13 protein-coding genes and 1 tRNA gene are annotated in these 13,118 nt (G+C 43.7%); 7 read left to right on the forward strand and 7 right to left on the reverse strand.

Annotated elements, in window-relative coordinates:
- Window positions 1-118: 118 nt before the first annotated feature.
- Window positions 119-1,168: a tRNA (adenosine(37)-N6)-threonylcarbamoyltransferase complex transferase subunit TsaD gene (gene tsaD / locus LC608_RS12045; RefSeq protein WP_229553760.1), complete on the forward strand. Its 1,050-nt coding sequence runs from the start codon at window positions 119-121 to the stop codon at window positions 1,166-1,168.
- A 63-nt stretch (window positions 1,169-1,231) separates the two neighbouring features.
- On the opposite strand, the gene LC608_RS12050 is transcribed toward tsaD, so the two are convergent.
- Window positions 1,232-2,149 (reverse strand): alpha/beta fold hydrolase, encoded by a 918-nt coding sequence (locus tag LC608_RS12050; protein WP_229553761.1) that lies wholly within the window; start codon window positions 2,147-2,149, stop codon window positions 1,232-1,234.
- A gap of 131 nt (window positions 2,150-2,280) precedes the next feature.
- Window positions 2,281-3,000, reverse strand: a complete 720-nt coding sequence (locus LC608_RS12055; RefSeq protein WP_100899857.1) for a hypothetical protein — start codon at window positions 2,998-3,000, stop codon at window positions 2,281-2,283.
- 420 nt (window positions 3,001-3,420) lie between these two features.
- Here LC608_RS12055 and LC608_RS12060 point away from each other — a divergent pair, with 420 nt between their 5' ends.
- The 6 genes from LC608_RS12060 (at window position 3,421) to LC608_RS12085 (ending at window position 8,465) form a co-directional block, all read left to right on the forward strand.
- Window positions 3,421-3,972, forward strand: coding sequence for a GNAT family N-acetyltransferase (locus LC608_RS12060; protein ID WP_100899858.1), 552 nt, complete (start codon window positions 3,421-3,423; stop codon window positions 3,970-3,972).
- Window positions 3,973-4,270: 298 nt separating this feature from the next.
- Window positions 4,271-4,344 (forward strand) — tRNA-Pro (locus LC608_RS12065).
- Window positions 4,345-5,035: 691 nt separating this feature from the next.
- Window positions 5,036-5,854: a Tic22 family protein gene (locus tag LC608_RS12070; RefSeq protein WP_229553762.1), complete on the forward strand. Its 819-nt coding sequence runs from the start codon at window positions 5,036-5,038 to the stop codon at window positions 5,852-5,854.
- A gap of 25 nt (window positions 5,855-5,879) precedes the next feature.
- The gene (gene prmC, locus LC608_RS12075; RefSeq protein ID WP_229553763.1) at window positions 5,880-6,767 is read left to right on the forward strand and encodes a peptide chain release factor N(5)-glutamine methyltransferase; all 888 of its coding nucleotides are present in this window, start codon (window positions 5,880-5,882) and stop codon (window positions 6,765-6,767) included.
- Between the two features lie 82 nt (window positions 6,768-6,849).
- Complete coding sequence (locus LC608_RS12080; protein ID WP_229553764.1) at window positions 6,850-7,449, forward strand: L-threonylcarbamoyladenylate synthase; 600 nt, start codon at window positions 6,850-6,852, stop codon at window positions 7,447-7,449.
- A 98-nt stretch (window positions 7,450-7,547) separates the two neighbouring features.
- Window positions 7,548-8,465: a sensor histidine kinase KdpD gene (locus LC608_RS12085; RefSeq protein ID WP_229553765.1), complete on the forward strand. Its 918-nt coding sequence runs from the start codon at window positions 7,548-7,550 to the stop codon at window positions 8,463-8,465.
- Here the strand turns inward: LC608_RS12085 and LC608_RS12090 are convergent.
- The 5 genes from LC608_RS12090 to LC608_RS12110 form a co-directional block, all read right to left on the reverse strand.
- Window positions 8,428-8,922 carry a GNAT family N-acetyltransferase gene (locus LC608_RS12090; protein WP_229553766.1) on the reverse strand — a complete coding sequence of 165 codons (495 nt, stop codon included), beginning with the start codon at window positions 8,920-8,922 and terminating at the stop codon, window positions 8,428-8,430. The two genes, LC608_RS12085 and LC608_RS12090, sit on opposite strands and share 38 nt — an antisense overlap.
- A gap of 116 nt (window positions 8,923-9,038) precedes the next feature.
- Window positions 9,039-9,452 carry a hypothetical protein gene (locus LC608_RS12095; protein ID WP_229553767.1) on the reverse strand — a complete coding sequence of 138 codons (414 nt, stop codon included), beginning with the start codon at window positions 9,450-9,452 and terminating at the stop codon, window positions 9,039-9,041.
- Between the two features lie 71 nt (window positions 9,453-9,523).
- A complete protein-coding gene (gene secF / locus LC608_RS12100) occupies window positions 9,524-10,510 on the reverse strand; it encodes a protein translocase subunit SecF (protein ID WP_229553768.1) in 987 nt (328 codons plus the stop codon).
- Complete coding sequence (secD, locus tag LC608_RS12105; RefSeq protein ID WP_229553849.1) at window positions 10,507-11,919, reverse strand: protein translocase subunit SecD; 1,413 nt, start codon at window positions 11,917-11,919, stop codon at window positions 10,507-10,509. Before secD ends, secF begins: the two co-directional genes overlap by 4 nt.
- Before the next feature lie 138 nt (window positions 11,920-12,057).
- Window positions 12,058-13,041, reverse strand: a complete 984-nt coding sequence (locus LC608_RS12110; protein WP_100899866.1) for an alpha-ketoacid dehydrogenase subunit beta — start codon at window positions 13,039-13,041, stop codon at window positions 12,058-12,060.
- Between the last annotated feature and the right edge of the window lie 77 nt (window positions 13,042-13,118).

Raw genomic sequence — 13,118 nt, forward strand, 5'->3', positions numbered from 1 at the left:
AATAAATATCATTGTACGGTAGTAAACAAGCAAGATTTTGTTTGTGCTACTCAAAACTCAGGACTCATAACTCGGAACTCCCTACTCCCCGCTCCCTACTCCCCACTCCCCACTCCCAATGACAACCGTTTTAGCAATAGAAACCAGTTGTGATGAAACAGCAGTCGCAATTGTTAACAATCGTAAAGTTTGTAGCAGTATTGTAGCCTCGCAAATTCTAGTCCATCAGCAGTATGGCGGGGTAGTACCAGAAGTAGCGTCTCGTGAACACTTGGAAACGATAAATGTTGCGATCGCACAAGCCTTAGAGCAAGCCCAACTAGATTGGGAGAAAATTGACGCAATTGCCGCCACTTCTGCCCCTGGACTCGTAGGAGCGCTGTTGGTGGGGTTAACTGCTGCCAAAACCTTGGCAATGGTACACAACAAACCATTTTTGGGAGTTCATCACCTTGAAGGTCACATTTACGCAACTTATTTGAGCGAACCAAGTTTAAATCCCCCTTTCTTGAGTTTATTAGTTTCTGGCGGACATACAAGCTTGATTTTTGTCAAAGATTGTGGTATATACGAAACTCTGGGACAAACTCGTGATGATGCTGCCGGTGAAGCCTTTGATAAAGTGGCGCGATTGTTAAAGTTGGGTTATCCGGGTGGCCCAATAATTGACAAGTTAGCACAACAGGGGAATCCCCAAGCCTTTGCTCTACCCGAAGGAAAAGTTTCTTTACCTGGTGGGGGGTTCCATCGTTATGATGCGAGTTTTAGTGGATTAAAAACGGCTGTATTGCGTTTAGTGCAGCAGTTAGAGAAAGATGGTAGACAAGTACCAGTGGCAGATGTAGCAGCTAGCTTTCAGGAAACCGTCGCGCGATCGCTAACTAAAAGAGCGATCGCCTGTGCCCTAGACTATGGTCTAGACACAATTGCAATTGGTGGCGGTGTAGCAGCCAATAGCGGCTTGAGAAAAAACCTCCAAGCCGCCGCCGTTGAACATAACCTACGCGTCCTATTCCCACCTCTAAAATTCTGTACCGATAACGCCGCCATGATTGGCTGTGCCGCCGCCGAACATCTATCTCGTGGTCATACATCCCCCCTCACGCTAGGCGTTGAGTCTAGGTTAGCCCTTACCCAGGTGATGAAGTTGTATCAACCTATTGAGTAGTCATTAGTCATTTGTCATTTGTCAGGAGAGAAGAACTTTCTGTTTGATCCAATGCCCCATGCCCTATGCCCTATAATTATTGACTATTGCTCGGATGTGATCAGCCACTGCATCGGGCTGTTCCAACATAGCCAGGTGTCCGCAATCAGGAATTTCCAGAACATTGTCACCACAATATTGGAACAGTCTGTGAAAGCTAGCTAAATGGCGCACATACTTGGGTTCCATAACCTTATCTTCGGCACCAGCCAAAAAATAAACTGGCTGCTTCAATTGGGATACTAGTTCAGGTAAACGATTGATTTCTTCTTCGGTTGTAGAGTCTAACAGACTTCCCAGAGCCGCTTCTGGGTCAGCCACAACAAAATCTATTACCCGTTGACGTGCCCAATGGCGCCCCAAAGGACGAGCGACACTGGCTCTGGTAAACAGCAAATCAATCAAAGGTACTTGGGATAGCCAGCGCGGGCGGATTTGCAAAAATTTCTGACCCGCCGAGCGAAACTGCTCAAAGGCTTCTTTGAGGTAAATACCACCGCCAGCGTTGATACAGATCACTCCCTTAACACACTCAGGTACTTGATCTGCTCCCCAAAGAGCGATCGTGCCTCCCAAAGAGTGACCAATGAGCCAAGCACTCTTAATATTCAATTGTTTCAGGAGAATTGCTAAATCCTGAGCATAGGCAACAGGAGTATAAAGAGAATCGATTGTTGAGCCAAGCGCACTACTGGAGATGGGCGTTAGGCTCAAAGACATTTCTGCCCGACTAAAATCGGTTTTTACCTGACACTGGGATTCACCAAAACCCCGCAAATCATAGGAAAGGCACTGCAAATCATCTGATAGGCGGGAAATCACAGGTTGCCAATATCCACGGCTATTGAGCCAACCGTGGATAAATACTAAAGCATCGGGGCAGGAAGTGGGAGCCGTTAGCTCGTATGCGTGTGGAACGCCCAAGATTTCGATAGTTGCCATACTTATATCGTACCCCTAAGGGCGGGTGCGACTAAATACGGAGTGTGAAGAGTTAGAAATAGAGAGGCGATTAATCGCCTCTCTACAGGAGTTGTTAATTTTTAACTCATAATTCCTAACTCATAACTTTTTCATTTATCCAGCAACCTCTGTCGCACCCCTTCAGCAATTTTGTGACCCAAATATTCAGGAATAAGGCTTTCATTCGGCCCCAACAAGTAGAGAATTAGCCGTGTACGTCCGCGCCAAACCAGTAAATTTGCATTGACTACCAGCAGGTCTTCCTGCCAGATGGCGTACATCACTTTGTAGAATAATCCTGGTTGATTATCGGCTTCAATCATTAGGGCAGGGAGATGAAAGACCGGATCGACATAGAACTCAGTTTGTACTTGCTCTAAGCCAGTATCAAGATTGAATTCTACTGCCAGCATCTCTTCTACCTCAAACCGACCTCCTAAAGCTTCACGAATAGCACGACAGACATTTTCTGCGGTTTTCTCGGTTAAGGCTTTACTACCACGAGACACCAACAGTTTAATAAAAACTAACATTGGCGGACGGATCTGACCGTATAGACTCAGACCGTGAATAGTCAACCCATAAGCTGCTAGTACACCAAAAATATCGCTGAGAAGAAAAGACTGGTTACGGTAAGCAAAATGCAGGGCACTTTTGCTACCTTCAGGTTTCAGTTCAATAACAGCGCGTCTAGTTTTATAGAGACGGTAGGCTAGCCGCAAATTTTGCAGTTGAATCTCACTGCTGACGAATTGCTCATAAAACTGAGGAAACGCTCGGTTAAAGCGTTTTAGGAGTTCCAGTGTCGAAGATTTTAAACCAGAAGCCATTGTTAAGGGTAAGACTCGCTTGCTTTCATCACTTGGGGACTAGGGGCTAAATGTTAGGGACTGGGGACTGAGGAAAAATTTTCTCAAATACTCAATTTCTTGTATGCAATTCACTCCTAAGTTAACGTGCATTTAAGCTCTATACGAGCAATTGCCAGGATTAGGTTTTTTCATTTTGAATTTTGAATTATTTATATCCTTACCCTTTTGGTGAATTTATCCTAGCCTCTACAACAAAATGCTAAAGTTGAAAATGATTGGTGTGAAACACGCCCTAACTGGCTCTTACCATTGCAAATCCCGAAAACAACCGAAAAAATTTGAGTGTAAAAGGTAGTAAATGGCGTAGCTATGTTAGACGTGAATCAACGCTCTTGAGAGTGGAAACCAATTCAGTTATACTACCCGAACCACGTTGGCATGGGTTTTTGGAAAACTTGGTTTAGTACTCCTGAATCTGTAGCGCCTAGTAGGACAAACCCCTTTGAAGAATATAGAGCCGATGCTGCGGGCAACTCCAACTCCAGCAGCCTTAGCGAAGCTTCTTCAAAGGAGACTCGCATCGTCTTCAGTACGGAGCGAGACATTGACCTTTATGAGCTAGAAGAACTCTGTGATGCAGTTGGTTGGTCGCGTCGTCCTCTAAGAAAAGTGAAAAAAGCTATTGAGCATAGTTTTCTCGTCGCCTCAATGTGGCAGGTGAGAGGAAACCAAAAGCGGCTCATTGGCTTTGCCCGTGCTACCTCAGATCACGCGTTTAATGCAACTATTTGGGATGTCGTGGTTCACCCAGACTTTCAAAGTCAAGGACTGGGCAAGGCACTGATGAAATACGTTCTCAAAAAACTTAGGAGTGAAGAAATTAGTAATGTCACTCTCTTCGCTGATCCCCATGTTGTAGATTTCTACCGAACTATGGGGTTTATGGCTGATCCGGAAGGCATTAAAGGCATGTTCTGGTATCCTCACTAGCACTTAATCAAAATTAAACCCGATTTACACAAGAAAATCAGGTAAAATAGCGAAAATCTATTATTTTGATGTGGTTTTGGTTTTTTTCTGCCGACGAAGGCGCAAGTACATATCTTGTAAAACTAAGTCGGCAAAAAACCTTTATCAGTGGAAAAATGTAATCTATCTTGTCTTTGGCAAAGGATAAAAAAGATTAGGCATAAGCGGTCTGATGTGATATAGTTATCTTAATGCTTTTGGTAAAGCGCGATCGCTTTGATCGAATAAAACCAAACCAGAAAAAGCAGATAAGTCTAAACGGGATGTAGCGCAGCTTGGTAGCGCGCCTGCTTTGGGAGCAGGATGCCGCAGGTTCAAATCCTGTCATCCCGATTTTGAAATAATTAATATCTTTAACAGCTAAGGTGGATTGTCTAAAGCTGTCCTGCTAAGATGTGCAATTAAATTGTAAATTTTTTCCGATAAGAACAAATTGCCTGTTATAGTGTTGAGTTATGTATTGAAGCCTAACAGGCAAATTTCGCTTTTAAGCAGTAAGATATTCCTGACACTAAGCTTTGTATAGATTTTAGAAGATATTAAAGCAAGCGGGATGGAACGATTGATTAAGTAATAGCGTCACCCCATATTAGCGAAAGCCAGATAAAATGGCATTTATCAGATCCAAGGTCGAATACAGAGAGACTTTTGACTGTTTAAGAAGACATATAATAGGCATCTACAGCATTTCGTGGTGAAGAACAAAACGAAATCGAGAAAAACACAACTTTCGCCCAGTCGATTTTTCAAAACGCTATTATGGCAACCCTAAATAGTTGCGGAATATTGGATTTTGACCGTTGATCCTCCGGGTGACGCTCCTGCGTCGCTAACGCTGCGCTAACGGCAGTCCCTCTTTGTTGGAACAACAAGATCGGGCTGCCTCACACTTAACACTTAACCTCAACGCGCACAATGAATTTTTCACAATTGAAATAGATTGCTATATAACTAAAGCTAGTTGGTGCTGTGCAATATCCAACCATTTGTTTAATTAATTGGACTATTAATACGAGGAGCAATCATGAAATCATTTATTCGCTTGGGCGCAACATTGGGTATAGCTGGCACTGTATTTTTAACAGGGCTTTCAGGAATAGGCAATTTACCAGGAATAGGCAATCAAGAGGCGATCGCATTACCACAAGATCAGGTAGTGAAAAAGCTCCAAGAAGTACCTGTATTCACGCTCACCAATCCTAAAGGCGAATTCGTAGTCCTTTCAAGGAACAACGCGTCCAAGCCAGTGTCGCAAGTGGGATTTTTTATTAGCAAGCTAGATGCTCAAAAATTCCTTGACAATCGGCTTAAGAAAGAAAACCCCCAGTTGGCAAGCACACTACAGGTAAGACCTTTGTCGTTGGCAGACTACTATAAAATAGTCCAAGAAAGCAAAAAGAAATCAGACTCTGTAATTTATACTTTAGTACCGACGCAAGCACAGGTAGCTTCGGCAACAAGTATGCTGAATCAAAATGGTAAAAAAGGGGAGCAATTTAATGGTATTCCCTTATTTGTACCTAAATTTAAGAAAGATAATAGCTATTTGACGATTCCCGTCCCCAACGGTAAAGAGCGGTATATCCCTTTCTTTTTTGAGAAAGAGCAAGCAACGGCTCTGTTAGACGAATTCAAAAAAGCCGTGCCAAAGGAAGGAGCCAACACTGAAATTCAGGTGGTGGATTTGTACGGTGTTATGGAAGCTCTCAATAGCAGTACCGACCCTAGCATAAATAAAATTGTTCTCTATCCATCGCGGGAGTCGATCAATTTTATTCGCTCGCTTGCACCGAATAAAGCTCCAGCTGCCAAGCCTGCTGCTGCGCCCATTCGGAAAAAATAATGGTTATGCACTCCAAAGTTGAGGCATGGGGGAGAAACATCTGATATCTGGTTTACAACTTTGGCAGTGGCGCAATACTGCTCTCCAAGCAGCGATCGCCACTCATGTCCCGCCTGCCGAGGTAGATTGGCTGCTATTAGAAGTTGCTGGGTTAGACCGCTTGGCACTGCGTTTGGAGTCCTTTAAAAACTGGCCGCAAATTCAGCTGCAATTGCCTCTAGAAGAGTTAGATCGTTTGTGGCAGAGGCGATTAAATGACCGCTTACCAGTGCAGTATATTGCCGGAGTTACACCTTGGCGTAACTTTCAAATTGCAGTGTCAAGTGCGGTTTTGATTCCCAGACCAGAGACAGAATTCTTAATTGATTTAGCTTTAGCATCTGCCAGTAATGCTTCAGGAAACTGGGCTGATTTAGGCACTGGGAGTGGAGCGATCGCTTTGGGATTAGCAGATACCTTGCCAAAAGCAACAATTCATGGTGTTGATTACAGTCTTGAAGCTTTGGCGATCGCCCAAACCAACGCCCGTAATTTAGGTTTTGCTGACCGGATTAAATTTTATCAAGGTTCCTGGTGGGAGCCACTGACATTTCTCAAAGGTCAGTTCAGTGGTATGGTGTCGAATCCCCCTTACATACCCACCAGTACCTTACCTACCCTGCAACCAGAAGTAGTTAACCATGAACCACATCTAGCTTTGGATGGTGGCACTGATGGCTTAGATTGCATTCGCCATTTGATAGAAATTTCTCCCAGCTATTTGCAACCTGGTGGCGTGTGGTTAATTGAGATGATGGCAGGACAGGCGGATGCAGTGCGAGAACTTTTACAAAATCAAGGTAGCTATTGTAAAATTCAAATTCACGCTGATTTAGCTGGAATTGAACGCTTTGCTGTAGCTTATAAAAGTTAGGAGTGATGAGTTATGACAATTGCTCACTCCTAACTCCTGTACAGACGCGATTAATCGCATCTCTACTCCTAACTTTGTAAACATGACACAAGTTTCTCTAACAAATCTCATAACTGGCGCACGCGCTGGGCTTTTGGTGAGTTTTCCCACGGATACTGTTCCTGCGCTTGCAGCTGTACCAGAAAAAGCAGCATTAATTTTTGCGGCGAAGCAACGCAGTCAAGACAAACCTTTGATTTTGATGGCTGCTAGTGCTGAAAATTTGTGGCTGTATGTTAAAGGTGATGAGAACGAGTATAAAGTTTGGCAAGAACTAGCAGATAAATATTGGCCAGGAGGACTGACATTAGTTTTACCAGCAAGCGATCGCGTGCCAAAAGTTATGAACCCTATCGATCCAACGACAATTGGTATTCGAGTCCCAAACAGTGCGATCGCTCAAAATATTTTGGCGCAAACAGGCCCACTTGCTACTACTAGCGCGAATTTTTCTGGTCAACCGCCTTTACAAACGATGACAGAAATTGAGGTTCAGTTTCCCAAGGTTCTGACTCTAGAATACCAGGGTGAAATATCAGGCGTGGGTATACCTTCCACCGTTGCTAAATGGACAGGAATAAATTGGCAGATTTTGCGGCAAGGTGCAATAAAGTTAGATATTTCCAGTGATAACCAAATATAGGTCGCTATAATGTTGTCTTCCTGGTTTTAACAACAGAGAAATCTGGAACTTTAGTTTGCGCTGTTGTGGTCAATTAACAAGTTAATAATTGCCAAATTATGAATTGGAGCAACTGGATATATCTAGGAGCAGGAATAGCACTAGGTGTGATTTTCCGTCAGTTATTTGTGCGATCGCCTAATGCATCTAGCTCATCCCCAGTAGCGCCATTAGATCAACAGGATATGCCACCAATATCGCAACAGCTACAGCAAACGCAGCTGGCATACCTTATGGCAAGGGAAATGAGCCAGTTTAAAGCTGGTTTTTTGGCGCGGACTACCCATGAATTGCGATCGCCCCTCAGTGGTCTGATCGGCTTACATCAGTTAATTTTGTCGGATCTGTGTGAAGATCCGGCTGAAGAGCGAGAGTTTATTGCCCAAGCTTACGAGCGAACGCTGAAGCTACTCAAGTTGATGGATGAAATTCTCAGCGTTGCTAGAACTGAACACGGTACTAATAAATTAGATATTCAGCCTAGACCATTAGCCCAAGTTTTGGAGGAAGTTCATAAATTAACTTATATGCTGGCGGCCAATCGTAATCTTCCCTTGCAATTTTTACCCGCCGACCCAGAAATTTATGTTTTGACAGATTACCTCTGGCTCCGCCAAATACTGATAAGTTTAATAGATACTGCCATTACTCAAATGGAGGAAGGCAGCATCTGTATTTCCAGCAGCACAGTACCTACAAGTGATTTTGTAAACATTTGGTTGGATGTACCAACCCATGCCATACCCTGGAGCGAACCGATTGATTTAATTAAATCTGAAGATCAGCCACCCGGTATTGACCAAGAAAACGCTGCTCTTTCACCAGGAATGAGGCTATTAATCAATCAAACTCTGCTGGAAGTTATGGGAGGAAAGTTAGAAATCCTGCCCTCGAACATTGCGAAGGAACCACATCAGGAGATTAGCAGATTACAAATCTCTATCCCCCTAGTGATTCCTGAAACTGAACTTCCGTAGCAGGAACGAAAGCAAGGTTAGGTTGGTTGTGTAACACCATCGTAGTGGTGGTATTGGGTTGAAAACCAATCTTTTCGTAGAAACCCTGCTGGTGAGTAGTCATCAGGTAAACGCGCTCAACCGACCTCATGCGGGGATGACTCAAAACGGTTTCTAGTAACTTGCTTCCCAGCCCACTACTTTGATACTCTGGATGAATCACAACATCCCAAATTGTGGCGCGATATATGCCATCAGATGTTGCTCTAGCAAAGCCAATTAGTCGATCGCGATCGCAGACAAAAATCACTGGCTCACTGTTAGCAATAGCTATACCTAAATCTTCAATACTGCGACCTTTTGCCCAGAAAGCTGAAACATTTAACAGTTCTTGAAGTTGGTAAAGGTCAATTTCAGACTTGCGTTCGCCTTTGGCGCAGCGCAGCTGTTCGCTAAATTGAATCTGAGACTCGTTCATTATGGCATCCACTTTTGGCAGTATCTTTGTATATTTAAGCCATATTTTGCTAGAAAATGCTGTACGTGTATATGTACATGCAACGAGAAAGAAAGTTTAATCATCTATCTCAATATTTAATGACAAACCCACTTCCATAGAGGATGAGTTGGCCCCTGCTGACGTATCCGATAAACTTGTTTTTCTAAACGTTGTTTTTCCTGCTCTGGTAGTCCAAGTAAGATATTTCGACTTTGCCAAACTAAAACAGCAGCAGTCATTCCAACACAAAAGGCTAAACCAAAGGTAGACAGTGGATGGTAGAAGAGTCCATATCGCACCGCTACCCAGGTAAAATATTGTTCCCACAGAGAAATTTCTGCACGTAGACCCCACAAGCTAACAGGTGCAATGGTGAGCCACAAAAAGCCCACAAACAGCCACCTGCCATATATTGTTAACTGGTGTAGCCTTTGTACTTGTTGAGCAAAAGATGGGTCAGATTTTTCCAAGTCTGGGTCAGTAATTAATGATTCTTCCTGTTGATCCATAGGGGAATAAAATTCCAAAGCATAGGTGAGCAATTCAAAATCAGTAAACCGATTGTGAAATGCACACAAGTTTAACTATCCTGGGAACTGGTAGATGTATCAATCGGCTCTAAGCTTTCTACCATTTGAGATTGACCCCTTTCTCGCCACCAAGTAAGGAGAGTACTGGCGATGAAAATACTTGAATAAGCTCCCATCGTGAAGCCAATAATCAAAGCTAAAGAAAAGTTTCTCAGTGTTTCTCCGCCAAATAGAAAGATAGCAGATAATGTTAGCAACACGGTTAAGGTCGTGTTGATTGATCTTGTTAGGGTTTGGTTAACTGCATCATCTACAATTTCGGCAATCGGCTGTTCAGGATGGATTTTAATGGTTTCTCGAATGCGATCGTAAATCACCACTGTGTCGTTGACTGAGAAACCTGTGATGGTAAGTAAGGCGACGATAAAAAGGCTATCTACTTCGATACCAGCCACCAAACCCAAAATTGAAAAAGCCCCTACCGTGATCAAAATATCGTGCAATAAGGCAACGATCGCAAACACCGCATAATCAAACTGGAAGCGGAAGCTCATATAGATAGTAATACCGATGAAGGAAACTATCAGAGCTAATATCCCAGACCTCAACAGTTCTTTTCCTAAGGTAGGGCCAACGGAGTCAATTTGGTTTTTTTGTGGATCAAAAGCACCAATTTGTTGGCTTAAAGCATTTTGCAAGTTGGTGCGCTGATCAACACTTAAATCTTTTGACCGAATTAATACACCATTTTCTGCCCCATTTTCTGAGACAAGTTGGATGCTGCTATCACCAAGTCCCTGTGCTTTTGCTACTTCCCGAACAGCGTTGATATCAATTGGTTTGTCGCAATTCCCTGGTTTGGTGCAATCTCGAACAAACTGCAACCGTGTACCACCGATAAAATCTAAACCGGGGCGTAAGGGTGCGTGAATATTGGGCTGTTGCCAAGAAATCACCATTGAGATGATACCAGCAAGAATAATCGCAGCAGAAATACTCCACCAAAGCGATCGCGATTTGTTTATACTCAGTTTCATTGAGCCACCTCTGCCTTCTTCGACACTGGCAGGTTTGGACAGAAAAGTTCTGTCTTCCGCAAAGAGGGAATTGAAATTGCCAAAAACAGCAATGTCCGACTACAGGTAATTGCGCTAAACATACTCACAGCCACCCCCAAAGCTAAGGTCAGTGCAAAGCCCTTGACTAAACCAGACCCCAGCCAAAACAGGGCAGCACAAGCAATCCACGTAGTGACGTTGCTATCTAAAATACTAGAAAATGCTCTGTAGAAACCAGATTCCACAGAACGATACAGGGATTTACCAGCCCGCAATTCTTCCCGCGTCCGTTCAAAAATTAGCACATTAGCATCAACTGCCATCCCAATACTGAGAATAAAACCGGCAATTCCGGGCAAAGTTAGGGTAACACCCAATAAAGCAAAAGTTGACCAAGTTAAGAGGGAGTAGATCACTAGTGACACATCCGCAATCAGTCCTGGTAATCGATAATAAAACACCATGAATATTAATACTAAAGTTAGACCACCAACCCCAGCATAAATACTGCTTTGAATACTATCTTTACCCAAAGTTGCCCCTACTGTCCGCCTTTCTGCAATTTCTACTGGTACGGGTAATGCACCACCACGTAGCTGCACGCCTAAATCATTGGCTTCTTGTGCCGTAAACCGTCCTGTAATGATGGCAGAGCCACCACTGATACCTGCGGCTGCAAATTCTATAGGCACGTTAGGAGCGCTGATTAGTTCATTGTCCAGAAAAACACCAATGCTACGTCCAGTACCGGCAAGATTTTTTGTCAAATTGGCAAACAGTTGACCACCCTCTTGGTCAAAGCGAATAGCAACATGCCAGTTGTCACCTTGACTGGGTTCACCATAGGCATCCTTGAGGTATTTACCAATTAGAGGTGGTTTGGTGCTTTCAAACAATTCTGCGATCGCTTGATTATTTTTTTGCAAATCTTCTTGATTCTTGACAATTGCTGCTTTGTCTGTACTCTTTCTCAACTCTTCTTGCTTGGCTTTCAATTCGGCTCTAGATGCTTGAAAAGCAAGCAGTTGAGTTTCTGTATTCGGCTTTTGGGTGCGAAATTCTAACTGCGCCGTACCACCTAGCACCCGTTCGGCTTGCTCTGGGTCATTGACTCCTGGTAGTTGCACCAGTATTTTATCTGCGCCGACTGTTTGGATCAATGGCTCAGAAACACCCAGACCATTAATCCGCCCTTCGACAACTTTCTTCACACCTTCCAATTCTCGTTCGGTGATTTGGGGAATATCGGCTGATGGTTTCACCTGAATTGTGAGCTGTGAGCCTCCGCGCAAGTCCAGCCCAAGAGGTATCGGAATTGTGGCAATCACCGTAATTGCGGCGATTATCATGACTAAAATCAAAATTAATAGCGATCGCTGTCTTTGCATACCATAACCCGCAACTGACAAAGGCTATAATAGCGCTCTTTTGAGGAGTTAGGAGTTAGGAAATGGGGAGTGGGGAGTGGGGAGTGGGGAGTAGGGGTTGAATTTATTACCTATTCCCTACTCCCTATTCCCTACTCCCTAGACTCGCAACGCTACCATTTTTTCCACAGCTTCTACAATTTGCTCTGGTTGGATGATTGTTAGTCGTTCTAAGTTGCCGTTGTAAGGTGTGGGGATATCTTGGGAAGACAGCCGCAGTACTGGCGCATCTAATTCATCGAATAAGCGATCGTTTATTGAGGCTATGACTTCTGCTCCAATACCCGCAGTTCGCATGGATTCTTCTACAACAATGACTTTATGGGTTTTACGTACTGATGCACCAATTGTATCAAAATCTAAGGGTTTTAGAGATATTAAATCGATAACTTCTGGATCATATCCTTGTTTTTCAAGAGTTTTTACTGCTTGTAGCACATGATGCCGCATCCGCGAGTAAGTAATAATGGTTACATCTTTACCCTCGCGCACAATTTCTGCTTTATCTAGAGGTAGTAAATATTCTTCTTCTGGTAAATCTTCTTTCAAGTTGTAAAGCAGAACGTGTTCAAAGAACAACACGGGGTTATCATCGCGGATAGCGGATTTCAGTAGTCCTTTAGCGTTTCTTGGTGTGGAGCAGGCAACAATTTTCAACCCTGGCACAGCTTGGAAGTAAGTTTCTAGTCGCTGGGAATGTTCTGCGCCTAGCTGTCGTCCGACACCGCCAGGGCCGCGAATTACCATCGGAATTTTAAAGTTACCGCCAGAAGTATAACGCAGCATCCCAGCGTTGTTGGATATTTGGTTGAAGGCGAGCAGTAAAAAGCCCATATTCATGCCTTCAATGATGGGACGTAACCCAGTCATTGCTGCTCCCACTGCCATGCCGGTAAAGCTATTTTCGGCAATGGGGGTGTCTAGAATGCGGAGTTCGCCATATTTTTGGTACAGGTCTTTGGTAACTTTATAGGAACCGCCGTAGTGTCCGACATCTTCACCGAGAACGAATACGCTGGAATCACGCGCCATTTCTTCATCAATGGCTTCGCGTAAGGCGTTGAAAAATAGTGTTTCTGCCATTTAGACCTTTTATTACGATTATAGTTTTAGAATTTTATCGTGCTGCTGTCGCAAATACGGTGAGCGATCGCACTAGT

It is taken from the genome of Nostoc sp. XA010 (genome assembly GCF_020829625.1).
Taxonomy (GTDB): domain Bacteria; phylum Cyanobacteriota; class Cyanobacteriia; order Cyanobacteriales; family Nostocaceae; genus Nostoc.

Bases quoted from the DNA above. Each gene is read 5' to 3' on its own strand.
- tsaD (WP_229553760.1), top strand. From the start codon at position 119: ATGACAACCGTTTTAGCAATAGAAACCAGTTGTGATGAAACAGCAGTC.
- LC608_RS12050 (WP_229553761.1), bottom strand. From the start codon at position 2,149: ATGGCAACTATCGAAATCTTGGGCGTTCCACACGCATACGAGCTAACG.
- LC608_RS12055 (WP_100899857.1), bottom strand. From the start codon at position 3,000: ATGGCTTCTGGTTTAAAATCTTCGACACTGGAACTCCTAAAACGCTTT.
- LC608_RS12060 (WP_100899858.1), top strand. From the start codon at position 3,421: ATGGGTTTTTGGAAAACTTGGTTTAGTACTCCTGAATCTGTAGCGCCT.
- LC608_RS12070 (WP_229553762.1), top strand. From the start codon at position 5,036: ATGAAATCATTTATTCGCTTGGGCGCAACATTGGGTATAGCTGGCACT.
- prmC (WP_229553763.1), top strand. From the start codon at position 5,880: ATGGGGGAGAAACATCTGATATCTGGTTTACAACTTTGGCAGTGGCGC.
- LC608_RS12080 (WP_229553764.1), top strand. From the start codon at position 6,850: ATGACACAAGTTTCTCTAACAAATCTCATAACTGGCGCACGCGCTGGG.
- LC608_RS12085 (WP_229553765.1), top strand. From the start codon at position 7,548: ATGAATTGGAGCAACTGGATATATCTAGGAGCAGGAATAGCACTAGGT.
- LC608_RS12090 (WP_229553766.1), bottom strand. From the start codon at position 8,922: ATGAACGAGTCTCAGATTCAATTTAGCGAACAGCTGCGCTGCGCCAAA.
- LC608_RS12095 (WP_229553767.1), bottom strand. From the start codon at position 9,452: ATGGATCAACAGGAAGAATCATTAATTACTGACCCAGACTTGGAAAAA.
- secF (WP_229553768.1), bottom strand. From the start codon at position 10,510: ATGAAACTGAGTATAAACAAATCGCGATCGCTTTGGTGGAGTATTTCT.
- secD (WP_229553849.1), bottom strand. From the start codon at position 11,919: ATGCAAAGACAGCGATCGCTATTAATTTTGATTTTAGTCATGATAATC.
- LC608_RS12110 (WP_100899866.1), bottom strand. From the start codon at position 13,041: ATGGCAGAAACACTATTTTTCAACGCCTTACGCGAAGCCATTGATGAA.